The 26,165-nt window shown below is 45.3% G+C and carries 18 protein-coding genes and 3 pseudogenes; 19 read left to right on the forward strand and 2 right to left on the reverse strand.

Annotated elements, in window-relative coordinates; translation table 11 throughout:
- Nucleotides 1-110 precede the first annotated feature (110 nt).
- From BDD39_RS02680 to BDD39_RS16720, 6 genes and pseudogenes are all read left to right on the forward strand, one after another.
- The gene (locus BDD39_RS02680) at nt 111-7,031 is read left to right on the forward strand and encodes a DNRLRE domain-containing protein (RefSeq protein ID WP_243845975.1); all 6,921 of its coding nucleotides are present in this window, start codon (nt 111-113) and stop codon (nt 7,029-7,031) included.
- An 11-nt stretch (nt 7,032-7,042) separates the two neighbouring features.
- Complete coding sequence (locus tag BDD39_RS02685) at nt 7,043-7,276, forward strand: hypothetical protein (RefSeq protein ID WP_033843279.1); 234 nt, start codon at nt 7,043-7,045, stop codon at nt 7,274-7,276.
- A 241-nt stretch (nt 7,277-7,517) separates the two neighbouring features.
- A pseudogene (locus tag BDD39_RS02690) lies at nt 7,518-9,085 on the forward strand (IS1182 family transposase).
- A 113-nt stretch (nt 9,086-9,198) separates the two neighbouring features.
- A pseudogene (locus tag BDD39_RS16650) lies at nt 9,199-10,158 on the forward strand (RHS repeat domain-containing protein); the annotation flags it as partial.
- Nucleotides 10,159-10,177: 19 nt separating this feature from the next.
- Complete coding sequence (locus BDD39_RS02700) at nt 10,178-10,516, forward strand: Imm8 family immunity protein (RefSeq protein ID WP_166907892.1); 339 nt, start codon at nt 10,178-10,180, stop codon at nt 10,514-10,516.
- A 342-nt stretch (nt 10,517-10,858) separates the two neighbouring features.
- Nucleotides 10,859-11,173: a hypothetical protein gene (locus tag BDD39_RS16720; protein WP_243845976.1), complete on the forward strand. Its 315-nt coding sequence runs from the start codon at nt 10,859-10,861 to the stop codon at nt 11,171-11,173.
- Between the two features lie 66 nt (nt 11,174-11,239).
- On the opposite strand, the gene BDD39_RS02710 is transcribed toward BDD39_RS16720, so the two are convergent.
- Both BDD39_RS02710 and BDD39_RS02715 read right to left on the reverse strand, forming a co-directional pair.
- Nucleotides 11,240-12,898: an IS1634 family transposase gene (locus BDD39_RS02710; RefSeq protein WP_015863777.1), complete on the reverse strand. Its 1,659-nt coding sequence runs from the start codon at nt 12,896-12,898 to the stop codon at nt 11,240-11,242.
- 377 nt (nt 12,899-13,275) lie between these two features.
- Nucleotides 13,276-14,445 (reverse strand): IS256 family transposase, encoded by a 1,170-nt coding sequence (locus BDD39_RS02715; RefSeq protein ID WP_166907073.1) that lies wholly within the window; start codon nt 14,443-14,445, stop codon nt 13,276-13,278.
- A 129-nt stretch (nt 14,446-14,574) separates the two neighbouring features.
- On the opposite strand from BDD39_RS02715, the gene BDD39_RS02720 reads away from it, so the two are divergent.
- From BDD39_RS02720 to BDD39_RS02780, 13 genes and pseudogenes are all read left to right on the forward strand, one after another.
- Nucleotides 14,575-15,321, forward strand: coding sequence for a hypothetical protein (locus BDD39_RS02720; RefSeq protein ID WP_166907894.1), 747 nt, complete (start codon nt 14,575-14,577; stop codon nt 15,319-15,321).
- 24 nt (nt 15,322-15,345) lie between these two features.
- A pseudogene (locus BDD39_RS16815) lies at nt 15,346-15,768 on the forward strand (RHS repeat-associated core domain-containing protein); the annotation flags it as partial.
- A 331-nt stretch (nt 15,769-16,099) separates the two neighbouring features.
- Nucleotides 16,100-17,278, forward strand: coding sequence for an ATP phosphoribosyltransferase regulatory subunit (locus BDD39_RS02730; protein ID WP_166907896.1), 1,179 nt, complete (start codon nt 16,100-16,102; stop codon nt 17,276-17,278).
- Nucleotides 17,279-17,473: 195 nt separating this feature from the next.
- Complete coding sequence (gene hisG, locus BDD39_RS02735; RefSeq protein WP_166907898.1) at nt 17,474-18,094, forward strand: ATP phosphoribosyltransferase; 621 nt, start codon at nt 17,474-17,476, stop codon at nt 18,092-18,094.
- Between the two features lie 14 nt (nt 18,095-18,108).
- Nucleotides 18,109-19,377 carry a histidinol dehydrogenase gene (gene hisD, locus BDD39_RS02740; protein ID WP_166907900.1) on the forward strand — a complete coding sequence of 423 codons (1,269 nt, stop codon included), beginning with the start codon at nt 18,109-18,111 and terminating at the stop codon, nt 19,375-19,377.
- Nucleotides 19,378-19,391: 14 nt separating this feature from the next.
- Complete coding sequence (gene hisB, locus BDD39_RS02745) at nt 19,392-19,979, forward strand: imidazoleglycerol-phosphate dehydratase HisB (protein ID WP_166907902.1); 588 nt, start codon at nt 19,392-19,394, stop codon at nt 19,977-19,979.
- A complete protein-coding gene (hisH, locus tag BDD39_RS02750) occupies nt 19,976-20,617 on the forward strand; it encodes an imidazole glycerol phosphate synthase subunit HisH (protein WP_341801434.1) in 642 nt (213 codons plus the stop codon). The genes hisB and hisH overlap by 4 nt, the downstream gene beginning before the upstream one ends.
- The gene (gene hisA / locus BDD39_RS02755; protein WP_166907906.1) at nt 20,617-21,354 is read left to right on the forward strand and encodes a 1-(5-phosphoribosyl)-5-[(5-phosphoribosylamino)methylideneamino]imidazole-4-carboxamide isomerase; all 738 of its coding nucleotides are present in this window, start codon (nt 20,617-20,619) and stop codon (nt 21,352-21,354) included. The genes hisH and hisA overlap by 1 nt, the downstream gene beginning before the upstream one ends.
- The gene (gene hisF / locus BDD39_RS02760; RefSeq protein WP_166907908.1) at nt 21,351-22,109 is read left to right on the forward strand and encodes an imidazole glycerol phosphate synthase subunit HisF; all 759 of its coding nucleotides are present in this window, start codon (nt 21,351-21,353) and stop codon (nt 22,107-22,109) included. The genes hisA and hisF overlap by 4 nt, the downstream gene beginning before the upstream one ends.
- On the forward strand, nt 22,106-22,738 hold the full coding sequence (hisIE, locus tag BDD39_RS02765; RefSeq protein ID WP_166907910.1) for a bifunctional phosphoribosyl-AMP cyclohydrolase/phosphoribosyl-ATP diphosphatase HisIE: 633 nt from the start codon (nt 22,106-22,108) through the stop codon (nt 22,736-22,738). Before hisF ends, hisIE begins: the two co-directional genes overlap by 4 nt.
- 102 nt (nt 22,739-22,840) lie before the next feature.
- Nucleotides 22,841-24,322, forward strand: a complete 1,482-nt coding sequence (locus tag BDD39_RS02770) for a tetratricopeptide repeat protein (RefSeq protein WP_166907912.1) — start codon at nt 22,841-22,843, stop codon at nt 24,320-24,322.
- A 75-nt stretch (nt 24,323-24,397) separates the two neighbouring features.
- Nucleotides 24,398-25,345 (forward strand): thioredoxin-disulfide reductase, encoded by a 948-nt coding sequence (trxB, locus tag BDD39_RS02775; RefSeq protein WP_166907914.1) that lies wholly within the window; start codon nt 24,398-24,400, stop codon nt 25,343-25,345.
- Between the two features lie 345 nt (nt 25,346-25,690).
- Nucleotides 25,691-26,149, forward strand: coding sequence for an NUDIX hydrolase (locus BDD39_RS02780; RefSeq protein ID WP_166907916.1), 459 nt, complete (start codon nt 25,691-25,693; stop codon nt 26,147-26,149).
- Nucleotides 26,150-26,165: the final 16 nt, after the last annotated feature.

Consider the following 26,165-nt stretch of genomic DNA (forward strand, 5'->3'; position numbering starts at 1 on the left):
AATTTGGTTGGTTATTGTCGAAAATTATCAAAATTTATTTGTCAAAATATGTTGTTTACACTCCCCCCATCCCATAAAATTTTTTTGAATCAAGAAAAAAGGGGGATTATATGAAACAAGCTTGTTGGAAAAAGTGGTTTGTCTGGATTTTGGTTTGTTTACTAGTTTTCTCTAGTGTTCCTCTCGAAGGACTTGCGGGAACGTTTCCTTCTCAGGGGACGAACCATGAGGAAAAGAATCAACGCTCATTAGAAGTACCGGAAGCACCATCTATGAATCTGCAGAAAGGAGAAATCATAGAAGAAAGGACCGAGAATACAAAGGTTTACTACAACGGCGATGGCACGTTTACCAAGAAGATTTACTTTGAGCCTATTCATGTGAAGAAAAAGGGACAAAAAATATTTGAGGAAGTATCTTCTAGTCTAACGGATAGTACCAATAATACGAATTACGTTGAAACAGAGAATACCATTTTGGAGACAAACTTTAATAAAAAAATGGTCGATGGAGAATACGCCACTTTCCGTTACAATGGATATTCGATTTCTTACTCTATTTTAGAAGCATCGGGTAATGACGTACAACCGATAAAGGCCAAGGATGTTACCGCCACCTATAAGAAAAAAGACAACAAAATTCTCCATAAAAACATTTTTCCGAGCATAGACCTGCAAAATATTACATTTAACGAGTCAACGAAAGAGGATTTAGTTCTTCATTCTTTTACTGGCTATCATATTTTCAAATTTCGTCTGAAAACGGATTTACATGCAGATATTCAAGACGATGGCTCCATTTTATTTACAAATAAAGAAAATGAAAAGGTTTTTGAGCTGCCGAAGCCGTTTATGGTGGATTCGAATGTCGATGAACACTCTGGTGAAGTGCAACGCTCAGAGAATGTAACGTATGAATTACAACAGGATGATCAAGGATATATTTTAACGGTTAAAGCCGATCCGGAATGGCTGAAAGATTCTAAACGTGTATACCCTGTCTATATTGACCCGAGTACTTCTATTAATGTGTCTAACGACGCATTTGTCATGAGTGCCTATCCGACAACGAACTATAGTTCTTCATCAAGTAAATGGGATGCTGGGCAAGGGCAATACGTGTTAAAAGTGGGCTATTACGACGGAACGACCGGCACATGTTACGGTTTTTTAAACCCGGATCTATCCGCCATCCGGAATATGAATGTGACGAGTGCCACATTCCATGTCTATGTCACCCATTCGTACTATGCAACGACACCAACAGGGTTATGGCTAGATGCTGTCAACGGTCCATGGTCAGCGAGTACGTTAACATGGAATAATCAACCTTCCTCCACCAACATTGGCAAGGTCGATGTCGCAAGAGACCAATGGGCGCAATTTGATGTAACGAATACGGTAAAAGAATGGGCATCTGGTACAAAACCGAATTACGGATTTAAACTTCATACGAATGGCAATGGACAAACGTATTGGAAAAAAGTTGTCTCTTCCACGAACAGTAATTATAAACCATATTTGTCTGTCACGTATACGATACCAGTTCCAAATACACCGACAGGAACGGCCTACAGTAATGGGGATGGCACAGGATATATAAATTTATCATGGGATCCGGTTCCTGGCGCTACGGGTTATAAGGTTTGGATTTATAACGGGAAATCGTATGAAGCGTTTGATGTAGGAAATGTCACTTCTTGGAGTACAAAAGGGAAAAAAATCTGGCCGACCCCTTCTGAAATTAGTGCCGGAAGATATGACCTGCACCAAGATCAGTTAGGGACGGAGCTTGCTGTCGATCCTTCCCCGGTCTATCGAAATTCAGGCGGAAGCTATCCGAATAGCAAGAACTACTGGTTCCGAGTCAGTGCGATTTTTCCTCAAGGCGAAAGCGCCATGTCAGGCGCGTATATGCCGACCATTCCGAATTTGGCAAAACCATCTGCTCCGACGGGGGTAAGTTATACAACCGGAAATGGAACAGGATATATCGATTTCAAATGGAATCCTGTGAGTGGAGCGACGGGGTATAAAATTTGGATTTTTAACGGTTCCTACTATGAATCGTTAGATGTCGGGAACGTCACTTCTTGGACAACGAAAAACAAAAAGTATTGGCCAACATCCACGGAAATTAATGCAGGTAGATATAAGTTGCATTTAAACGATGGTCTTGGCACAGAATTAGCTGTTGACCCGTCCCTGGTCTATGCCAATGCAGGAACAAAATACGCAACGGCTACCAACTACTGGATTCGAGTAAGTGCCTATAACTCTCAAGGGGAAACCGTCTTTTCGGATGCGTATATGCCTAGTATTCCGGATTTGCCAGTGCCGCCAGCGCCTTCGGGGTTTGCTTACAGCAACCAATTAGGAAGCAACTCTGGTTATGTCATGTTAGACTGGGAGAAAATCCCTGGTGCAACAGGATACAAAGTATGGATTTTCAATGGACTTTACTATGAAGCATTTGATGTAGGAGACGTGGATCATTGGACCACACAAAACAAAGGAATTTGGCCAACTCCGGAGGAAATCCAACAAGAGAACTCTAGTACCTTAACGTTGCATCATGATGGACAAGGATTGGAACTCCCGAAAGATCCTTCCCCAATGTATGCGAAAATGGGGACAAACTACGCCACAAGCACCAGTTATTGGTTCCGACTCAGTGCATACAATGCGGATGGGGAAACGGTATTTTCCAGCAATGCATTGACGGTGAAAATTCCTGAGGCGAATGAGTATTTAGGAAAGGAAGATTACTGGTCCATTATTGATGTTCCTTATGGTAGCGTGAATGCCGCTACAGGTAATCTGATTATAGACGAAGACGATGTTTCGATTTCCGGAAGAGGCCCGGAGCTTGGAATCACAAGAACCTACAATAGTTTATCCACATCGGTTGGATTGTTCGGAAAAGGATGGCATAGCGATGCGGAAATGAATATCGTTGCCCAAGGAAATGAAGCAAGATTTACGGATGAGGATGGCACGCTCCATATATTCACGAAATTATCCGATGGCACGTATAAAGCCCCGACAGGTGTTTACCTGGAGTTAAGCGAAACAGCCGATGAATATATACTGACGACAAAAGATCAAACGAAAATCCACTTTCAAAAAAGTGATGGCAAGTTAACGAAAATCGTGGATGGACATGGGAATGCAACTACCTATAGTTATTCTAACGGAAAGCTAGTGTCCATTACCGATGCATCAGGCAGAAAACTGAGTATTGAGTATAACGCAAGCGGCAGAATCCAGAAAATTACCGACCCAATGAATCGAGTAATCCAGTATGATTATGACAATGATTTATTAACCAAAGTGACTCAATCGAGCGGGGAAGTAACGAGATACCAATATAATGCACTTGGTCGGTTAGAGAAAGTATTTGAACCGACGCATACGGAAGAAAAACCGGTCGTTAATCAGTTCATTTATAATGGCGACAGGCTAAGCCAAGCGATTGATCCTGAAAACCGCATCTATACGATGAACTATGACCAAACAAAACGACAACTTGTCGTAACGCAACCGAATGGCCGTAAAATTCAGTATACCTTTAATGAAGCAGCGAATCCTATTCAAATCATTGAGGACGTAGATGGCTTAAAAATTACGACAAGCTACGTTTATGAGGGAAATAATTTAGTAGAATCCAGAGATCCGAATGATCAAAATGCAGCGAATCCTACTGAATCGTATACGTATGACGCCAATGGAAATGTGAAAACAGCGACGGATAGTTACGGTACAGAAGAGTATCAGTATAATCAAAATAATGATGTTATCTTTATGAAAGATACGGAAGGCGATACCACCACGATTGCCTACGATGGCTTAAATCCTGTATCCGAAACGGATCAATCTGGGAAGACGTCTTCTGTATCGAAGTACGATTCCTATGGGAACATTATTGAGGAAAGTGATACATTAGGCAGTGCCACGAATTTACTCTCTAATAGTGGCTTTGAACAAGGAATCGCCGCTTGGAATCTGCTCAGTCATTATGATACTGGGCAATTACAGGAAGACACGAATGTATATAATGGATTGACCGGACGAAAAACGTTAAAAGTCATTGCGGACTCTACTTCGCCTAGCACGGAACTTGGCTATGTGGCGGCTACCCAAGAAATCGCGGTGAAACCAAATACCACGTACACGTTAAGTGGGAAGATCAAAACGAATTTGACCAAAGCCAATGCCTTTTTCAATGTTCAATTCATGAATAGTCAAAATCAAACGATTTCTTGGGCGGATAATCGTTATAGCCAACTCACAGGCACAAGACCTTGGACAGAACGACAAGTCACTTTTACCACTCCTTCGAACGCAGCTAAAATTCGCGTCTATTTAGAAGTCGATCATAAGTCTTCAGATGCTTCAGGAGAAGCTTGGTTTGATAATGTTCAATTGGAAGAAGCGCAGGTTTCTTCTAGTTACAACCCGGTTTTAAATAGCAGCTTTGAAGGAACCGTCACGAACTGGAGCGGAACAGGCGGAAGCGTAGATAATGCAGAATCGTTTGATGGGGCTTACTCTCTCAAAGTATCGAGAACAAGTACCACGCAGTCGGCTAGTGAATATAAGCAGACCATCATCGTTGGCCAAACATCTGGTGATGCACCAATTAACCTTACGCTTACTGGGGTTTCGAAAGCTGAAAATGTAAAAGCCAATGGCACAGTGAGCGCAAGCGATTATTCCATTACGGCTAAAGTATACTTTGTGGATGGAACTACCCAAACGTATACCGCCGGTTTCCCTACTGGCAAGCAAGATTGGAACCGTGCCGCCGTTTCGATTCAGCCTTCCAAGCCAATCGATAAAATTGATGTATCCGCTGTCTTTAGCGGCAATTATACGGGAACGGTATGGTTTGACGCAATCCGTTTAATGGAAGGAAACGTGGTGACGAAAAACAAGTATGATGCAAGCGGAAATTATGTCACGGAAGAAGTGGATGAAGAAGGCTATGTGGCGAAAAAGAATTATGATGCCGTAGGAAACCTGTTAAGCGAGTACGATAAGAAAGGAAATAAGAAAGAGTACAAGTATGACGCATCAAATCGTTTAAAACAGCTCCTATTGGCGAATGGAACGTCCGTCAACTATGATTATGACTTGAACGGCAACATGACTTCCAAAGTCATTCAAACTAGTGGCGGTCAGTCACAAGGGTTTAGTTATTCTTATGATAAGACTGGAAAACTCATTAAAACTGTCGGTCCGCTGAATGATGTGACAACGAATGAATATGATGCCAACGGAAATAAAATCAAAACGGTTCTGCCGAAAGGAAACACGATTCAATGGACGTATGACGGAACGGAAAGAGTAAAAACCATTTCCTACAACAACGTCCCGTATTACGAATTTAGTTATGATAAAAATGGGAACGAACTTTCTGTTCAATATCTAAAAGACGGCACCACCAAAACAAGAACATTTGATAAAGCAAACCGGCTGACGGAACTGTCAGACCGTGGTGGGCTGCAAAAATGGCTGTACCCAACCACATCGGATAAATTGCAGCAGTTCATGTTCTCTCATGGGTCCTTTAGCCAAACGATCAATTACCAATACAATGCCTTGGATCAAAATACGGTCGTCCAAGATGGAACGTATACGTATCGCTTTGACTATGACGAGAGAGGAAACGTTCGCACCTTCACGACAGGAAACGGAGCCGGTTCGACTTTTACCTATGATGACCGCGGCCTCGTGGAAAGCATTTCGGTCGGTACGGCGGACGGAAAAGAAATTTTATCGGAAACGTACCATTACGATGAAAACGGCAACCGGACGAAAGTGGAATCCCCAACGGGGGAAACGACCGTCTACCGTTACGATGCCCTAGACCAATTAGTGGAAGAGCAGCTTCCAGATGGCACGAAAATCGAGTATGCCTATGACGGATTCGGAAACCGGAAGCAAATCGTGAAAACCAAGGATGGGCAGTCGACGACCACCGATGCCGATTATAATGCCGCCAATCAGCTCATTCGTTTTGGAACCGAGACGATCACGTATGATGCCAACGGCAACCGTCTCGAAGATGGAAAATATCAATACGAATGGAACGAAGCGGACCAATTGGTTTCTATTACGAGAAAAGGAGAAAGCACGCCGTTTGTCACATACAAATATGATGAAGACGGCCGACGCATCCAAAAGAATGTAAATGGCGTCGTGACAAATTACCATTATCAAGGTGACAGTTTAAACGTCTTATACGAAACCGATGCGAGTGGAAATGTGGTAAAATCGTATATATATGGAGAAAACGGTCAGCTCCTTGCGATGAAAAAAGGCAATGCGACATACTTTTACCACTATAACGCGCATGGAGATGTCATCGCGCTGACGGATGAGCAAGGAAATATCGTTGCCCGTTATCAATACGATGCATGGGGAAATATTCTTTCCCAATCTGGCGACTTAGCGGACGAAAACCCATACCGATATGCAGGGTACCAATATGACAACGAAACGGGTCTCTATTACTTAATTGCCCGGTACTATCATCCAGAGCATGGCGTGTTCCTTTCGATGGATCCAGATCCAGGGGATACAGATGATATTCTCACGCAGAATGGGTATGCGTATGCGAACAACAATCCGGTGATGTTGGTGGATCCGGATGGGAAGTTTGCGTATGCTGTAGGGCTTTATTTTGTTCCTGGTGTTGGACAAGTAATGTTAATTGGTACTGCTGCTGTTGTCGGGGCCTATGGAGCGTGGTATTTAGGAAAGAAAGTAAAAAGTTTGACTAGTAAAGGTTCTTTACCTCTAACAGGCCCTAGAAAAGGAAGCTTAACTTTAAGGGATGAGAAAGGAAAAGTAATACAACGAAGATATTATGATAGTGCGGGAAGAGCGAAAAAAGACATGGACTATAGCGATCACGGAAATCCGAAACATCATCCTTGGGGACCACATCGACATAAATGGAAATGGGATGGGAAAAAACCTAAAAGAGGGAAAGCAGAACCAATGAATAAAGGTAGAAGAAAGTAGGAAGATAAAATATGAGTTTAGAAAAATTAATAGAGCTTATAGAGATTGGACATGATATAGAATTTATCTATAAGGGTGAACGTTATTCAATAACTAATACTCAAGTAGGCATTTGCCTTACAAAGTACTATAATTTAAATCATCAAGAATATACAAATGTAAGTGATTTTATAAATAATGCGTTGATTGGTGAAGAAAAATTAAAAGACATTGTATCTCAAATTCAAATTACCGGTATTTTTTAAATATCGAACATTCATATCTCATATGATGATAAAAATGCCTGTATACAGTGTTTCTGAAGATGCTCTGCATACTTTGGAAGTACAAATGTTTAATAGAGGCATACGCAAAAAGAGGATGTCTCAAAAGTGTTCGCATAGCGTTCGCTTTTGGGACACTTTTTTGGATAAAAAAGAAGAAAACCGTTCCTCTTTTGGTATAATAGAGTCACCACAACCCTACCAAAGAAAGGACGGTTTTCTTATGTACATTTATTATAACCGAGATCAACTCATTTTGCCAATGGATCTTGAAATTTTCATTCCCAAACATCATCTTTGCCGGATTGTGGATCTGGCAGTGGAAAAAATGGATCCGGCTCTGTTCGTTTCCCTCTATCCTGGCGGAGGGCGTCCAGCCTATCATCCGAAAATGATGTTGAAAGTCATCCTGTATGCCTACGCCAATCGGATCTACTCCTCTCGCCAAATCGCCAAGCAGTTGAAAGAAAACATTTACTTTATGTGGCTATCCGGCCATCAAACACCGGATTTTCGCACGATCAACCGATTTCGGTCGGAACGGATGAAGGACGTCATTTACGAAACGTTTTTCTCTATTGTCGATCTTCTGCGTCAAGAAGGGCTGGTCAAGTTAGAGGATTATTTTCTGGATGGAACGAAAATCGAAGCCAATGCCAACCGATATACATTCGTTTGGCGCAAATCAACGGAAAAGTACGATCAGAAACTGGAGGAGAAATTCCGGAAAATCGTTGCCTCGATCGAACAGGTGACGAAAGAAGATGAAGAGGCGGAACAAGAGGGGGATTTTCAAGAAAAGCTGGAAGCTTCACCGATCACGTCCGAAAGGATCGAAGCCGTCATCGAACAAGTGGAAGAGCGCCTAAAGAAAGAGCCGAAGAATCGTACGTTAAAGAAAGCCAAACGGCAATTGGAACAAGATCTTCTCCCCCGTAAGAAAAAATATGAAGAATACAAAAAAAGATTAGGCGAACGGAACAGTTTTTCGAAAACGGATCCGGATGCCACGTTTATGCGGATGAAGGACGACCATATGAAAAACGGCCAGCTCAAACCGGGGTACAATGTGCAGATTGGGACAGAGAACCAATTCATCACTGGATTTAGCGTGCATCAACGGGCAGGGGATGCCGGATGTTTCATTCCGCATTTGGAGCAATTGGCCGCCTATGGGCGTCCAATGCCTAAACAAGCCATTGCGGATTCCGCCTATGGGAGTGAGGAGAACTACACGTACTGTGAGAAAAAGGAGATAGTCGCCCTGATCGAGTACAACACGTTGGATCGGGAACAAACGAAAGCGTGGGCGAAGGAGATCGGCCGAATCGAGAACATGACGTATGATGAGGAGCTGGATGAGTGGATTTGCGCCAAAGGGGAACGGTTGGTGTTTGTGTATGAACGGAAGGAAACGACCGACAACGGGTACGTTACCGTCAAACGGACGTATCGTTGTACGGCTTGTGCCGGATGCCCGTTTCAGGCGACATGCGCCAAAGGCAAAGACACGAAAACCATCCGCGTTTCCTTGAGAAATCAACAACAACGGCAAGAGATCCGTAAACGGCTGTCCACGGAAGAAGGGGCGGCGACGTACCGAAAACGACAAATCGAAAACGAGCCGGTGTTTGGGCAAATCAAGCACAACCAGCAATTTCAGCGCTTTTTGTTAAGAGGGCTCCCAAAATTACCTTGGAATGGGGGCTTATTTGTGTTGCTCACAATTTGAGAAAGTGGGCGGCCACAACCGATCCAACAAAGAAAAAACAGGATAAAATTCAGAAATAAGGAGAAATTCTCGTTTCAAAAAAGGAATAAATAACCAAATAGTAAAGAAAAGAAACAGAGGCTGTCCCCAAAAGGTCGGTTTAACGACCTTTTGAGTCAGCCTCTTTTTATTGTACAGTGAAGACAGCGGGCGCATCCAAAAGAATGTGAATGGCGTCATTACGAATGACCATTACTAAGGCGACAGCTTAAACGTCCTGTATGAAACGGACGCAAGTGGAAATGTGGCAAAATCTTATATATACGGAGCGAATGGCCAGCTCCTTGCCATGAAAAAAGGCGCAGCGACGTATTTTTACCACTATAACGCCCATGGCGATGTCATCGCCCTAACGGATGCGCAAGGAAACATCGTGGCCCGTTACCAATACGATGCGTGGGGGAACATTCTTTCCCAATCCGGCGCATTGGCGGACGAAAACCCATACCGATATGCGGGATATCAATATGACAAAGAAACGGGTCTCTATTACTTAATTGCCCGATACTATCATCCAACGCATGGCGTGTTCCTTTCTTTGGATCCAGACCTAGGGGATGCGGACGATATCCTCACGCAGAATGGGTATGCGTATGCGAACAACAATCCAGTGATGTTGGTGGATCCAGATGGGCATTGGGTCTGGCTGGCCATCAATGCAGGGGTTGCGGTTTATAATGGATATAAGGCATTTAAAAAAGGTGGATGGAAGGCTGCGGCGATTGCGGTAGGTGTAGGGCTTGTTGGTGGTGCTGCTTTTAAAGCGTATAGAATTTATAAAGCGAAAGAAACAGCCAAGATTATGAGGATTTTATTGGCGGCTAAGCATGGAAAAGGTAACACTACTATAGAAGTAGGTAGAGTAAGTAAGAGACTAGCCAAAAAGGCTGGGAAAGCATGGGTTGGATCAGGGGCTAAGCCACTTTACAAAAATGGTAAATGGATAGGATATAGAAGTAAAGATAAATCTAAAGTATTTAGAATGCAGTATAAGAAAACAAGCAGGATATATCAAGCGAATTATGAGGAATTTTATAAGAGTCCTATCAACAAAAAGACATATAAGTTACGAAATGCACACCTGAATTTTTAGCATGGAGGGAGCTATATAAATGATAATTCCTGAATTATTTTGTTTAACGATAATGGATGAAGACTGGGGAGAGGAGGTTGATGATTTTTGGATAGAAATTGAAGCGGATATTGGTATCAAGGGGGACTCAGATTCTGCTGAAGTATTTACTATCTATGTTACAAGTCCAAGAAGGTTAGGGGATATGGTGGAAAAGTCAGGATTGGAGATAGCTAGGGGATTGTTTATAATGAAAGACTTTAATATAAAAAGTGTAGAGGATCGTCTCAAAAAAATACTTGCCCATTGTTCAAGAAAAACCTGGAACGAAACAGCTTTAGCTATTAGTCGGTACGCTATTTGGGAGTATGAAAACTAAATCGAAGTATAATTGGAAATTTTTTAGATATATAAATCCAATCTATTTTCCTAACATGTCGTCTGGTTAACGTGGGGGTACTTTAAAGATAGAATTTTTCAAACCTATCTTGACAGAAACACAGAATATTGATGAAGCCTTTTTATGAAAAATTTTTATTTAGAGCTCACGACCTACTTTAAGGTTTGTGAGCTTTTATTATCTCAGAGTGAGAAAGAATAACAACTAATAAAGAAATGTAGCCAAACAAAAAACATTGATTATGACGAGAGAGGAAACGTTCGCACCTTCACGACAGGAAACGGAGCCGGTTCGACCTTTACGTATGATGACCGTGGCTTAGTGGAAAGCGTTTCGGTCGGTACGGCGGACGGAAAAGAAATTTTAGACGTTGAATTAAAACCAAAAGATTCTTGGAAAAGAAGCAATGTAAAAAGGCAACTCAAGAATTATAAGAAAGCCGGCGCATGGATTATAATTAGGCAAGTTATTAAAGATATTTTGGGACACACACTCAGAGTGTGTCCCTCTTTGATAGTTTTAGGGGTGAAAAATATGAATCAATATGAGGAGACGGTTAGAAATTTAGTTAATACTCACATTTCGCACCCTAACAAGGTCAAAACAAAGGATTTTTTATTTAGTTTTTCAGAATAACTTTTTGACCAACACAACGAGCGATGGCAATCCTTTTTTTACCATCGCTGGTCGTTCCGTATCACGTTACACGTAGATGCTCTCATCCATGCCCAATCCCTGCAGAATCCTTCGCTGATCAGGGGTAAGGGAGCGATCCAGTGAGCGTTGGATGCGCCCATCCGGCAGCTTGAACAGGACGACGTTCACATATTGAAACAGCTGAAAAATCGCCTGTCCCGTCGGCCGGGTCAGCTTGCGGCCTCCAGGACCCTTCAACGGGTGTTCTGGAGTAATAAACTGACGCACTCGGCGCTGAAAAACGCGGTAAATAGCCAAGGCCAACAGAAACAAATAGCCTAATACTGCGACCCGTTCTGGTTTTTTGACGTAAATCTCATCCGTGAAAAACGGATCTTTCAAAAAAGCGAAGTTCATTTCCACCGAGATCTGCCCTTTATACAGCTTCAAGATCTCTTGGGCATCCATGGGTTGGCCCTTCCATTCCTTCGGAACGGTCGTGACAAGGACAAACCGGGACGCTTTCCGTCTCGCCTGTTCCCACGCGTCTTGGTCGAATTCGACGTCAAGGTGCAAGAAATACAGCGTCTCCACCTCGGGTTCCGCCCCTTTTTTCGGCCGTCCGCGCCGTTTTTTCAGGCGTACGATCTCTTCGACCGCGGCCTCAACCCGATGAAACCGGGGGCGAAGGGACGCCTTGAGGGACGCCAAGGCTTGTTCGGCATCTTCCCGGCAGGAGAAGGGGTGACGCTCCCAACGGGCTTGTTCCTCGCGAAGAAGCTCCGCTTCTTTGGTTCGTTCTTTTTCAAGCGTCTTTCCTTTTCGCTGGTCGAGCGCGCTCGATTCAACAACGATCAGCCGAACGGGGTGGCCTTCATACGTCGAGGCCGTTTCCCATACCCGGTACGTGGCGCCGTTTCTCTCCGCCAACGTAAAGGGATCGCTCCATGTCGTGTCCTCAGCATCCGCTTCGGCCAGCGCGGTTTTCACGATCCGGAGCGACGAAGGGCCTCTGGTGATCAAAAAGGCGTTGGCCGCTTTGGTTTGCGCCAGGGTCTCTTTCGTCATCGCGGCGGAATCGGCCACGTAAATCCATTCGTCTTCGATTTTGGCCTGCTTCAGCTGTTCATGGACACGAGACAGCACCTCGGGATTCCATGTTTTATCGGGCAGGTTGCCATCGTGCACATCGCCGTAAAACGGGATGCCGTCCTCGTTGCCGACCAGTCCGAAACCGATCTGTTTTTGCCAACGATGATGGCGGTTGTAGCCATGTGTGATTTGTAAGGCCTCTAACGAGGCCGATTCATACGCGCCGTAAACGGTCTTGTCCGTCGTATCGGCGTGGAAGGCTCGGAGGGAAAGGCCTTCTTTTCGATAAATATGAATCAAGCAAGTGCTGATGACGTTGTGAATGCCAGCCTCATACAGGCGATCGAGATGACGGGCCAACGCATCGTCGTTCAACCAGGAAGGATGGAGATCGGGACGGATGAGTTTCTCACAATCGACCTCCTGAGCCCAATGTTCCAAGTGAACAAGGGCTTGCCGGCCGTCAAACACATTGTAGAGGATGGCCTGAACGGCATCGCTGACTCGCGTTTGGCACTGCGGATCGACGGGCACGAGATGGTCAATCAATTGAGGCAGACCCAGTTTCTTGAATAGGGCACTTATTATATTCAAATAAGAATTGCGATAGACCTTTTTGACTTGAACGTTCATAAGTGAAAAACTCCTTTACGTTCCTTGTGTGTCAAGGATTCATTCGACATCGGAACGAAAAAATCCTCCCGATTTTCGTCGAGAGGGTGCGAAATGTGAGTTAATAATTTTAATGAGCATAATATAGATATAGTTGCTCAAGATTTAGTTAAGATGGGAAGAGACATAATTACTATCCTACAAAAATACTTTTATAAAGTAGATCCTACTGGCAAGATGGTACCGTCAAGAATTTTGTGTAATGTAAATGGGGTAGGGTTTCTCTGAAATGGATTTGAATTGATAGGGGACTGATTTTCTCCACACAGGAGACTGAATATTCAGTCTCTTGTGTGGAAAGGGAGAATCCCCTTATTTTGTTTATTTACAATATTTGGTTAACAATAACGTTCTTCAAACATTCGTTGAAGGGCTTCCTGCGCTTCGGCAAATCCTCTTAACTTTCGCCCTGCCCATTTCTCATTAAAATCTTGGATGGTCAAATACACGACTTTTTCCGCGGCTTCTAAACTGCTCAAACTGTTCATCGGCTTTAGACGTTTCCGAATCTCTTTGATCGTTCGTTCGATGACATTCGTCGTGTAAATCACACTTCGAATACTGCTTGGATAATCCATAAATGTAAGGAGGACATCCAACTCATTGGCCCAAGATTGAACTTCTCTTGGATATTTGCTGGACCATTTCGACTCAAACTGTTGAAACATTTGTAACGCCATCTCCTTATTCGGCGCGCGATAAATCAGCTTGAGATCCTCGGCCACTTCGAATTGGTCTTTTTTCCGAACACGGCTGAGGGTGTTGCGGACTTTGTGCACGACACAGCGCTGCACATCGGCTTTCGGATACACCGCCTTAAAGGCTTCCTCCAGCCCCGGAAGGCCATCGAAGACGCCAAGAAGCACTTCCTTGACGCCTCTTTGGTAGAGGTGTTGAAGAATTTCCTGCCATCCATAGGCGCTTTCTTGTCCTCCCACGAAGAAATCCAGAATTTCTCGATACCCTTCTTCATTCACTCCTAACACCACATAAATGACTTCTTTCTCTACCGTATCGCGGCGAAGTTTCACGTACAAGCCGTCCAAATATAAGACAGAATAACGTTTGGATAGTGGACGATGGTGCCATTTCTCGATGTCTTCTTTCACGACATCGGTAATACGGCTGATCGTCGCTGGAGAATAAGCATTTCCTAGAATTCGTTCGATAAACTTGCCAATTTCCCGTGTACTCATGCCACTTTGATACATCCTAATGATGGCTTCCTCCAGCCAGCCGGTGTGGCGTTGATAAGGGGCAAACAACTGTGTTTGAAATTCCCCGTTTCGGTCTCTTGGAACCAAAAGACCCTCAATCCGGCCATATTGCGTATCTAGATTTCGCTGATAGTAGCCGTTTCTCATATTCGGCGTTCCAGCCTGTTCGATTTCGAGGAAATGTTTGATTTCTTCCCGCATAATCAGCTCTAATTTTTCCTTCACAAACTGACGAATGACACTTTCCAGTTGATTTGCCCAGTCGACATTCGGTATACTTCTTTTAGACATAGGTAGGGTACTCCTTTCTCTAAGATTTTTGGTCCAATCAGAGAATACCCTACCTTTTTTCTTTTGTTCTAGCAAAATGCTTTACACAAACTTTTATACATCATCGGCAAGATTGGTATATTAGAAACATTGAAATTATTAAATGACAGTAGTGTAATCCCTTTTTTGAAAACTATTCTTGAAGATGAAACAGAGATATTTTTTGTTAAAGCTTATGCAGAAAGTGTATTGGATTTTTTAGAGGGTAAGGAAACTCAATTAAAAAGAAAGATTCACAATTTATCTAAAAAAAGTGGTACGAATTTAATCGCAGACATAGCTATGATAGGAGTAATTAGCAATTATAATGCTATAAGAGAATTAGACAAAATCAAGACGAATAACAAAGAGGTACTGGAACAAATCAAGGTAGCAAAATTACAAATAATGTGTGGAATAGAAGAAATAATCAAGGAGTACAGAAAACCAGATTCCCGTTATTCTCATAAAGCATTAGCAGAGGCTATTTATCATTCATTTGATCATCCAGAAGCATCAAAAGTTATAATAGAAGATCTCTTTAGTGAGGAATTTGAGCGTATTTTTAGTGCCGTTACTCTACTTGCTTTCGCGGGAAAATTTCCTAAGGATAAAGTTACCAGGGATGTAGTAAATAAGTTCTTTGAAATTTTAACGGGTGATTTTAATACAACACTAAAGAATCATGCCATACTTGCAATAGGTAGATATGGAAATACTGATGATGCATCAAGGCTTGAAAGAATTGTTGAGGAAAAAAAGTATTTAACAAAAAAGAAATTTTGGAAATGGCTAAGTGAAAGCGCACTATTAGACGATATCAAAATCACAATAAAGAAATTGAAACAAAAGAAATAGACGATTCACACTCTAAATGAGTAACAAGGAAACATTGTGTTCCGTTACCAATATGATTCGTGGGGGAACATTCTTTCCCAATCCGACGCCTTGGCGGAGGAAAACCCATACCGATATGTGGGATACCAATATGACCAAGAAGCGGCTCTCTATTACTTAATTACCCGATACTATCATCCAACGCATGGCGTGTTCCTTTCCTTGAATCGAGATTCAGGGGATGTGGACGATATCCTCATGCAGAATGGGTATGCGTATGCGAACAAACAGCCCAATGATAGTTCGGATGGGGGATCTGTGCATGCTGTAGGGCTTTATTTTGTTCGTATGAGTAAAAGGTTTGTTAGGGAAAATCCGTTCCCTTCTTCATCGGAGGAGATGGGTAAAAGCGAATCGCATAAAAAGGACTCCCTTCTTGTAAGATGGCAAAAAACAAACAGGGGGTAACAGATGCCTATGCAAAAAGATAATACCGTTCTCCGCCTGTCGCCAAGCCTAAAAGAATAAGAAGGGGAATTGTTCCGGTTATTGCGGAAATGCTTCGCAAAATGAATGGAGATGGGGATCATTTGGCGTGGTTTAGCGTGGTACTGGTGAGGGAAAACGCTTGACTAAATCTGTAAATAACATTTCCTTCAAAAATTCTCCTCCAACATTTTGAATCAGTCGGCATAAAGTTTATGGTTGACGTCACGGCCAATGAGGAGTAAACTACTAATAACTTCACTTCTCTACCATATTAGCAAACTAAAGCATTTATTATAAAGGACGTGTGAACATGTCAAAAAAGTTGTTTATGTTTGAAAAACCGTTAGGCATGCGCGATACGTTGCCGTTCTTATATGAAATGAAAAAACGTGTCCGCCAAGCGATGGCGGATGAAATCGAAAAGTGGGGATATGAGTTTATTGAAACGCCGACGCTGGAGTATTACGAAACAGTCGGTTCGGTTTCGGCGATCGCGGACCATCGGCTGTTTAAACTGCTCGATCAGCAAGGGCATACGCTGGTGCTTCGCCCGGATATGACGGCGCCGATCGCAAGGCTGGCCGCTTCCCGGCTTTACAAAGATGGCAATCCGCTCCGCCTTGCCTATAACGCAAACGTGTTCCGCGCCCAGCAGCACGAGGGAGGGCGTCCGGCGGAGTTTGAACAAATCGGTGTTGAATGCATCGGGGATGGGACGATCGCGGCCGATGCGGAAGTGATTAGCTTAATGATTGCCATGCTTAAACGCGCCGGACTGCAGCATTTTACTGTTACGATCGGCCATATTGGCTATGTCAACGCTTTATTTTTAGAGATTTTAGGAAATGAAGAGCGGGCTAGCGTGTTGCGACGCTTCTTATATGAAAAAAATTATGTTGGCTATCGCGAACACGTCCAATCACTGCCGCTTTCCTCCATTGACCAAAAACGCCTGCTTCAGCTTCTTTCGCTGCGTGGCTGCGGCATGATGCTGGAAGAGGCGAAAGAAGTGATCCATTGCGAAGAAGGAAAGCGCGCTGCAGAGGAGCTCGACTCGCTGCTTCGCGCGCTGAACATGTACGGAGTCGCCGATGAGGTGAAATTCGATTTGACGCTTGTCAGCCATATGAGCTATTATACGGGCATTTTATTTGAAGTGTACGCCGAACAGGTTGGTTTTCCGATCGGAAATGGCGGCCGCTATGACGACCTATTGGAGAAGTTTGCCCGCAAAGCTCCGGCGACTGGCTTCGGCATTCGCGTCGATCGGCTTATCGAAGCACTTGGCGAATCAGAAGCGGAGCCGAACATCGAGTGCATCGTATTTAGCCAAGAGCGGTTTGCCGAGGCGATTGAATTGGCTGTCGCCAAGCGCCGCGAAGGGAAACGCGTCGTTTTGCAGCACATTTCCGGGATTCGGGATATTGATGCCTACAGCAAACGGTATCCGTCGATGACGTATTTGCTTGGAAGCAAAGAAAAAGAGTAATCAGGCGCGATGATTGACCAGCAAAAAAACAGTTGCCATTGGTCTATATGTAGCTTTTCTGCCGGAGTCGGCAAGCTAATGCTTACCGGCTAGGCAAGTGTAGCATGCTGGCAGAAAAGCTGAGTTCATTCTTTGTTAGGCTTATTGCTACACTATTATATCTTGATAATCAACACTCATAAGGAGTGACAAACGATGCTCACTGTTGCGATGCCGAAAGGGCGTATTTTCGAAGAAGCGGTCGATCTGCTTCGCAAAGCGGATTACACGCTCCCTCCGGAATTTGCCGAGTCAAGAAAACTAATGATTGAAGTTCCGAAAGAAAACATGCGCTTTATTCTCGCCAAGCCGATGGACGTCGTCACCTATGTGGAACATGGGGTGGCCGATTTAGGCATTGCCGGTAAAGACGTGATGATGGAAGAAGAGCGCGATGTGTACGAGCTGTTAGATTTAAAGATTAGCAAATGTCATTTAGCGGTGGCAGGATTGCCGGGTGTGCGCATGAATCAAATCGCGCCGCGCGTAGCGACGAAATACCCAAATATCGCCTCTAGCTATTTTCGCGAACAAGGCGAGCAAGTCGAAATTATTCGGTTGAATGGCTCCATTGAGCTGGCGCCGTTAATCGGTCTTGCCGACCGCATTGTCGATATTGTCTCAACCGGACGGACGCTGAAAGAAAACGGGCTGGTAGAATTGGAGAAAATCGCTGATGTCACATCGCGATTAATCGTCAACCCGGTCAGCTACCGCATGAAAGACGAAGCGGTTGATGAGCTAGTTCATCGTTTATCCGAAGTCATTCCGCAATGAAGGAGAGAGCAAACGTGAAAATCGAACGAGTGACAAACCGTGTATCACTGCGCCGTACGATTGAATCAGGGACGGAAGAACAGCGCAGTAAGGTTCTGGAGATTATTGCCGATGTGCGCGCTCGCGGTGATGAAGCGCTAAAAAGTTATACGGAAAAATTCGATGGCGTCCGCCTTGATTCGCTGTGCGTGACAGACGAAGAAATCAAAAGGGCGTATCAGAACGTAAGCGCAGAAGTGCTTCGGATCATCCAAGAGGCGGCGGAAAACATTCGCGATTATCATGAGCGTCAAAAGAGAGAGTCATGGATCATGACAAAAGAAGACGGCACGATGCTCGGTCAGAAAATAACGCCGCTTGATGCGGTTGGACTGTACGTTCCAGGCGGGACAGCCGCCTACCCGTCATCGGTGCTTATGAATGTCATTCCTGCTCAAGTGGCAGGGGTCAAACGAATTGTGATCACCTCTCCGCCAAATAAAGACGGAACGCTTCCGGCCGGCGTGTTAGTGGCGGCGAACGAATTAGGAGTGAAAGAAATCTATAAAGTCGGCGGTGCGCAGGCGATTGCCGCGCTTGCGTACGGAACGGAGACGATTCGTCCGGTCGATAAAATTTTCGGGCCAGGCAACATTTACGTGGCGCTCGCGAAACGCGAAGTGTTCGGGCAAGTCGCGATTGATATGATTGCCGGACCGAGCGAAATCGTCGTGTTGGCGGATGAAACGGCAAAGGCGAACGAAATTGCCGCTGATTTGTTGTCGCAAGCCGAGCACGATGAACGCGCTTCCGCGATTCTTGTCACGCCATCGATGAAATTGGCGCTTGCAGTCGCACGCGAGGTCGAAAAACAGCTGGAGACGCTGCCGCGCAAAGCGATTGCCGCTGCGTCGCTCGAGAACTACGGAGCCATTTACGTCACAGAAACGCTTGCGGAAGCGGTGGAAGTCGTCAATGAATTGGCACCGGAGCATTTGGAAGTAATGACAGCTGAACCGATGCAACTTCTTGGCCAAATCCGCCATGCGGGAGCGATTTTTTTAGGGAGCTTCAGCTCGGAGCCGGTTGGCGATTACTTCGCCGGTCCAAACCATGTGCTGCCAACGAACGGTACAGCCCGGTTTTCGAGCGGATTAAGCGTGGATGAATTTGTGAAAAAATCGAGCATCATTTTTTACAGCGAGCCGGCGTTAAAGCAAAACGCGGAAAAAATCGCGACGTTTGCCAGACTTGAAGGGCTTGAAGCACATGCGCGCGCCGTTGAAGAACGTTTTAAAAAATAAGGGGGACATAGGTTATGGTAAGGCATGCATCGATTTCGAGAACGACAAAGGAAACGGATATTCAGCTGCAGTTTGTCATTGACGGGGAAGGGAAAGCGGAGCTGGATACCGGCGTGCCATTTTTAACGCATATGCTCGATTTATTTACGAAGCACGGACATTTTAATTTAACGGTCAAGGCGCAAGGCGACACGGAAGTGGATGACCATCATACGACCGAAGATATCGGCATTTGCCTCGGGCAGGCGCTGCGCGAGGCGCTTGGCGATAAAAAAGGGATTAAGCGGTATGGAAACGCGTTTGTCCCGATGGACGAGGCGCTCGCCCAAGTCGTCGTCGATTTAAGCAACCGTCCGCATTTCGAGTTTCGCGGACAGTTTCCAAGCGAAAAAGTTGGAACGTTCGATGTCGAGCTCGTGCATGAATTTTTATGGAAATTGGCGCTCGAAGCGCGCATGAATTTGCATGTCATCGTCCATTACGGGCGCAACACGCATCATATGATTGAAGCGGTGTTTAAAGCGCTGGGGCGCGCGCTCGATGAAGCGACGATGATCGACCCGCGCGTCAAAGGCATTCCATCAACGAAAGGGATGTTGTGACGATGATCGGTATTATTGACTACGGAATGGGAAACTTATACAGTGTCAGCAAGGCGTTAGAGCGTCTTGATTATCCGTATATAATTTCCGGCGATCCAAATGAACTGAAACAGGCGCGAGGGCTGATTTTGCCAGGTGTTGGTTCGTTTAAAGACGCGATGCATATTTTGCGGGAAACAGGTTTGTCCGACTTCATCCGCACCGCTGCGGACAGCGGCACCCCGCTGCTTGGCATTTGCCTTGGCATGCAGCTGTTATTTGAAGAGAGCGAAGAAAATGGGTTAACGGCAGGATTGAAACTGCTGCGCGGCCGCGTCGTCCGCATTCCTGAGGCGGGGGCGAACGGCGAGCGCTATAAAGTGCCGCATATGGGCTGGAACCGGCTAAAGTTTCATCATGCTTCGCCGCTGCTTGACCATGTAGAAGAAGGGCATGTCTATTTTGTTCATTCCTACTATGTCGTGACAGACGATTCCAAGGCGGTGCTGGCAAGCAGCACATATAATGTCGAAGTACCGGCCGTGGTCGGCAAAGAAAACATATTTGGCACCCAGTTTCATCCGGAAAAAAGCGGCGAGGTAGGCATGAAGATATTGCAAAACTATGTGGCGATCGTAGAAGGAAAGGGGAACGGATGATGGCGGCGTTTACGGTTTATCCAGCGATTGATATGCGCGGCGGCAAATGCGTCCGCCTGTTGCAAGGCGATTATGAGAAAGAGACGGTATACGGCGATTCGCCGGTCGAAATGGCCGCCTTATTCGCCGAGCAAGGGGCGCGATGGATTCATATGGTCGATCTTGACGGCGCGAAAGAAGGGAAACGTGTCAATGACCGGTTCGTCGTCGAAGTGGCAAAGCAGCTGCCGGTGAAAGTGCAAATTGGCGGAGGCATCCGCACGGAAGAGGATATTGTGTATTATTTAGAAAACGGCGTATCCCGCGTCATTTTAGGGAGCGCCGCTATCGCCGATCCGCCGTTTGTCAAAGAAATGCTGAAAAAATACGGCGAGCGCATCGCCATCGGGATTGATGCGAAAAATGGATTGGTGGCGACGGAAGGATGGCTTCGCACTTCCAATGTCAAAGCGACAGACCTTGGGAAAGAGCTCGCCGCAGCTGGGGCGCAAACGTTTATTTTTACCGATATCGCCACCGACGGAATGCTGTCAGGTCCAAATGTTACGGCAGTCGTTGAAATGGCGCGGGCAACCGGAAAACAGGTTATCGCTTCCGGCGGTGTCAGTTCGCTTTCCGATCTTGTATCGTTAAAAAGACATGCCGGTGATGGCGTCGTTGGTGCAATTGTCGGCAAAGCGCTCTATACGAAACAATTTACCGTCGCAGAGGCGCTTGAGGCGGTGAAAGACGAATGATTACGAAACGGATTATTCCATGTTTAGATGTGAAAGACGGCCGTGTCGTCAAAGGAGTGCAATTTGTGCAGCTTCGCGATGCCGGCGACCCGGTCGAGCTGGCGAAGTTCTACGATGAACAAGGAGCGGATGAGCTTGTCTTTTTAGATATTTCCGCTTCGCACGAGGGGCGGAAAACGATGGTCGAAGTCGTCGAGAAAGTTGCCGCTCAACTGGCGATCCCCTTTACGGTCGGCGGTGGGATCCATTCGTTGGAAGAAATGAAAACGATCTTGCGCGCCGGCGCCGATAAAGTATCGCTCAATACGGCCGCGGTTCGCAATCCGCAGCTGATTACGGAAGGCGCGGACTTTTTTGGCTCGCAATGCATCGTCGTGGCGATTGATGCGAAATACGATGAAGCGATCGGTTCGTGGCGCGTTTATACGCATGGCGGGCGCAAGGCGACGGACTTAGAAGTCGTCGAATGGGCAAAAGAAGCGGTTCGCCGCGGTGCCGGAGAGATTTTATTGACAAGCATGGATTGTGACGGTGAAAAAAATGGCTTTGATATCGAATTGACGAGGAAAGTAAGCGAAGCGGTGCCGGTTCCGGTCATCGCTTCCGGCGGAGCCGGGAAGGCGGAACATTTCCTTGAAGTGTTTGAAAAAGGAAAAGCAGATGCCGCGCTGGCCGCTTCGATTTTCCACTATAAAGAAACATCCGTGAAAGAAGTAAAAGCGTATTTAAAAGAAAGAGGGGTAAATGTACGATGAACCTCGCAGCCATTCGCTTTGACGAAAAAGGACTTGTTCCCGCGATTGTCCAAGATGCGCAAAGCAAAGAAGTATTGATGCTCGCCTATATGAATGAAGAATCGCTAAAAAAATCGCTTGAAACAGGCGAAACATGGTTTTACAGCCGTTCGCGCCAGGAGCTTTGGCATAAAGGCGCCACTTCCGGACATACGCAGCGCATTGTCGAGATGCGCTACGATTGTGACAGTGACGCGCTTTTGGTGCTTGTCGAGCCAGCCGGGCCCGCTTGCCATACAGGAAGCTATTCGTGTTTTTCAAACCGTATGAACGGAGAAAAACATGAAGCTTTGCCAAATCGGTTTGCGATTATTAACACATTAGAGGAGGTTATCGCGAAACGGGATGCGGAACGTCCGGAGGGCGCATATACGACGTATTTGTTCGAAAAAGGCGTCGATAAAATTTTAAAGAAAGTCGGTGAAGAAGCGGCGGAAGTGATTATCGCCGCGAAAAACCGCAGCCATGACGAGTTGAAATGGGAAGTAGCCGATTTATTGTATCATTTGCTTGTACTGCTTCGCGAGCAAAAGCTGCCGCTCGATGCGGTGCTGGAGGTGCTAGCGGAGCGCCATGACGCAAAAAAGTGATAGCGGGCTGGCTTTTTAGGAAAGCCAGCTTATTTTTTATTCGCTTTTCTGCAGAATATGGTATACTTTTTTCGGTGAATTCAACAAAAGATGGAGGGTTCAATGGGAAAACAACTAAAGCCAACGCAACGAAAAGCAACGATTGTACCATTTATCCAAAGTGGAGAATACTTTTTTAAAAAAGGAATGAAGGCGTATCAGCTCGGCGATTTATATAAAGCGAAAAAATACTTCGAACGCGCCGTCCAATACGATGGAAACGATGCTTCCTTCGCCTTTCAGCTTGCCTTGGTGCTGGCGGAGCTTGGGGAGTATCAGTTCTCCAACCAATGGCTGTTGAAAATCATCCATGAATTGGATGAAACGATGTATGAATGTTTTTATTTTTTAGCGAATAACTTTGCCTATCTCGGTCTGTTTCGCGAGGCAATGAAGTATGCGGAGATGTATTTAATGCATGATCCGGACGGCGATTTCGCCGAGGACCTGAAAGACTTATTGGAATTGCTGAAAATAGATCGAGAAGATGTAGAAAATGACGAACAGGAAACTTTAATTGCCATGCAGGAACGGGCGCGGTATTTGCTAGAAAAGGAAGCGTTTGAAGAAGCGATCGTTTTGTTAGAAACGATGGTGGCCAACTACCCTGAATTTTGGGCGGCGTATAACAACTTAGCGCTTGCCTATTTTTACAGCGGAAATGTGCAAAAAGCGCAAGAAATGGTCGCACAAGTGCTCGATCGCAATCCAGGCAATTTGCATGCGCTTTGCAATCTGCTTGTTTTTTATTATTATTTGCGTGATGGACGGCAAGTCGATGATCTTTGTGAAACGTTGTCATGCGTATATCCATTTTTTATCGAACATCGTTACAAGCTTGGGGCGACATTTGCCCTTGTCGGTCGTTTTGACCTTGCTTTTCGCTGGCTATACCATTTATATAAAATCGGTTACGATGGCGATGAAGCCTTTTATTATTGGCTTGCGAATGCCGCTTATTATACTGGGCATGAGCTGTTCGCGAAACACATTTGGGAAAAAGTTGTCACCTTAAATCCGGATAAACAAGGGGAGGAACCGTGGGCACTCTCCGCTCCGCCGCTTGATGCAGAGCTTCAACGCATTATCCGCTGGTTTTATCGCAAAAACACCGCTGAAATGTTATATGGGCTTTATTTGTTTAGTCAGTCGCCATATAAAAACGACATTGCGGTCTCGTTAGCGATTCGCCGCTATTTGCCTGCCCATCCGCTCCTTCGCCCATTTATGGATTATTTTCTATTTCGTATGGAGGAAACGTTGCCTTCTTATGTCGCTAATATCGATCAAATTGTGAAAATATTGATGGCGAACAATGATGAAATAGAGGAAACGTTGTATATTTCATGGTTTTCGGTAGCCATTAACGCCATTAGAGACAATGAGCTGTTTGCGAACCATGCGGCTTGGGCGGCGGCCGTGGAATATGTATGGCGTAGGCAACAAGGAATGAATGTCACGCAAAAATCGGTAGCTGCAAAATATCATGTTTCGCCGTCAACGGTGCAAAAATATGTAAAAAGAGTGAAAAGCTTATTGTCGTGAGCAAATCAATAGACGCTAATCTAGAACTTCTATACCATAATGGTAAAAGATTAATTAACGAAGGAGTGGAACGACGTGTCAGAAGAAAAAATTTACGACGTCATTATCGCAGGGGCCGGACCAGCAGGAATGACTGCCGCTGTCTATACATCTCGCGCCAATTTGTCAACGCTGATGATTGAACGCGGTGTTCCGGGCGGACAAATGGTCAATACAGAAGATGTCGAGAACTATCCAGGCTTTGAAAATATTTTAGGCCCGGAACTGGCGACAAAAATGTTTGAGCACGCCAAAAAGTTTGGCGCCGAATATGCGTATGGCGATGTGAAAGAAATTATTGATGGTGAAGAATATAAAACGGTCGTCGTTGGCGATAAGCAATATAAAGCGCGTGCCGTCATCATTGCGACCGGAGCAGAATATAAGAAGCTTGGCGTACCTGGTGAAGCGGAACTTGGCGGCCGCGGTGTTTCTTATTGCGCTGTCTGTGACGGGGCGTTCTTTAAAGGAAAAAACCTTGTTGTGGTCGGTGGCGGCGACTCTGCGGTTGAAGAAGGGGTATATTTAACCCGCTTTGCCAATAAAGTGACGATCGTTCACCGCCGCGATCAGCTGCGCGCGCAAAAAATATTGCAAGACCGCGCGTTTGCGAACGAGAAAATTGATTTCATCTGGAATCATACCGTGAAACAAATTAATGCGAAAGACGGAAAAGTCGGCAGTGTGACGCTCGTTCATACGCAGACGGGAGAAGAGCGCGAGTTTCCGTGCGATGGGGTATTTATTTACATCGGCATGCTTCCGTTATCGAAGCCATTCGCAAACCTTGGCATTACGAACGAAAATGGGTATATTGAAACAAATGAACGGATGGAGACAAAAGTGCCAGGCATTTTTGCCGCTGGCGATGTCCGCGAAAAATCGCTGCGGCAGATCGTGACGGCAACCGGCGACGGAAGCATTGCGGCGCAAAGCGCGCAACATTACGTGGAAGAGCTGAAGGAAAAATTAAACATAAAGTAATCAAATCGTAATGGATGTTTAATCCGTCTGTAACACGTATGAAACATTTTTTTTGTATGCTAAAGATAGTAATTGACCCCCTTTTATATAGATCTTTTTGATTAGCACGGGTACCCTTTCCCGTGCTTCTTTTTTTGCGACCATTTTCCCTGTTTTTTGCCTTGTCCAATAGGAAGCCCCGTACTGCGCGGGCGCTTTTGCCGTCAAACCGTCAAACCCCCGTTGTTGGAGACGGCGCTGTTTCCCCCCCCCTGCTTCTTCATTGTAGTGGATTGGGAGAAATAGTATAATATAATAAATAGGAATCAAAGTGCTTTTCGATGAAGCAATGTTGAGGTGAGCGTGTTGCAACGCGTAACGAACTGCGTTTTATTGAAAGACGGGAAAGTGCTGCTGCTGCAAAAGCCGAAACGAGGATGGTGGGTGGCTCCAGGCGGAAAGATGGAGCAAGGAGAATCGATCCGTGAAGCTTGCATTCGCGAATATCGCGAAGAAACGGGGATTTACTTAAAAAACCCAAAGCTTAAAGGGGTTTTTACGGTTGTTATGAAAGATGGGGAACAAATCGTTTCTGAATGGATGATGTTTACCTTTTTTGCCGACCAGTTTGACGGTGAAAACGTTCCGTATTGTGAAGAAGGCAAGCTGGAGTGGCAGTCGGTGGAAACGATCCACGAACTGCCGATGGCGCCGGGAGACTATCATATTTTGGAATATGCTTTAAAGGGATCGGACATTATGTACGGAACGTTTATATATACGGAAGATTTCGAGCTGCTTTCCTATCGGTTAGATCCTAGTTGATGGAGAGGGAGGGGGA

The sequence above is a fragment of the Saccharococcus thermophilus genome, from assembly GCF_011761475.1.
Taxonomy (GTDB): domain Bacteria; phylum Bacillota; class Bacilli; order Bacillales; family Anoxybacillaceae; genus Saccharococcus; species Saccharococcus thermophilus.

What these genes read in the sequence shown, in the direction of transcription:
- BDD39_RS02715 (WP_166907073.1), bottom strand. Translation starts at nt 14,445, where the DNA reads ATGTCTAAAAGAAGTATACCGAATGTCGACTGGGCAAATCAACTGGAA.
- hisF (WP_166907908.1), top strand. Translation starts at nt 21,351, where the DNA reads ATGATTACGAAACGGATTATTCCATGTTTAGATGTGAAAGACGGCCGT.
- BDD39_RS02685 (WP_033843279.1), top strand. Translation starts at nt 7,043, where the DNA reads ATGAGTTTAGAAAAATTAATAGAGCTTATAGAGATTGGACATGATATA.
- BDD39_RS02770 (WP_166907912.1), top strand. Translation starts at nt 22,841, where the DNA reads ATGGGAAAACAACTAAAGCCAACGCAACGAAAAGCAACGATTGTACCA.
- hisG (WP_166907898.1), top strand. Translation starts at nt 17,474, where the DNA reads ATGCTCACTGTTGCGATGCCGAAAGGGCGTATTTTCGAAGAAGCGGTC.
- BDD39_RS02700 (WP_166907892.1), top strand. Translation starts at nt 10,178, where the DNA reads ATGATAATTCCTGAATTATTTTGTTTAACGATAATGGATGAAGACTGG.
- hisIE (WP_166907910.1), top strand. Translation starts at nt 22,106, where the DNA reads ATGAACCTCGCAGCCATTCGCTTTGACGAAAAAGGACTTGTTCCCGCG.
- BDD39_RS02710 (WP_015863777.1), bottom strand. Translation starts at nt 12,898, where the DNA reads ATGAACGTTCAAGTCAAAAAGGTCTATCGCAATTCTTATTTGAATATA.
- hisB (WP_166907902.1), top strand. Translation starts at nt 19,392, where the DNA reads ATGGTAAGGCATGCATCGATTTCGAGAACGACAAAGGAAACGGATATT.
- BDD39_RS02730 (WP_166907896.1), top strand. Translation starts at nt 16,100, where the DNA reads ATGTCAAAAAAGTTGTTTATGTTTGAAAAACCGTTAGGCATGCGCGAT.
- hisA (WP_166907906.1), top strand. Translation starts at nt 20,617, where the DNA reads ATGGCGGCGTTTACGGTTTATCCAGCGATTGATATGCGCGGCGGCAAA.
- BDD39_RS02680 (WP_243845975.1), top strand. Translation starts at nt 111, where the DNA reads ATGAAACAAGCTTGTTGGAAAAAGTGGTTTGTCTGGATTTTGGTTTGT.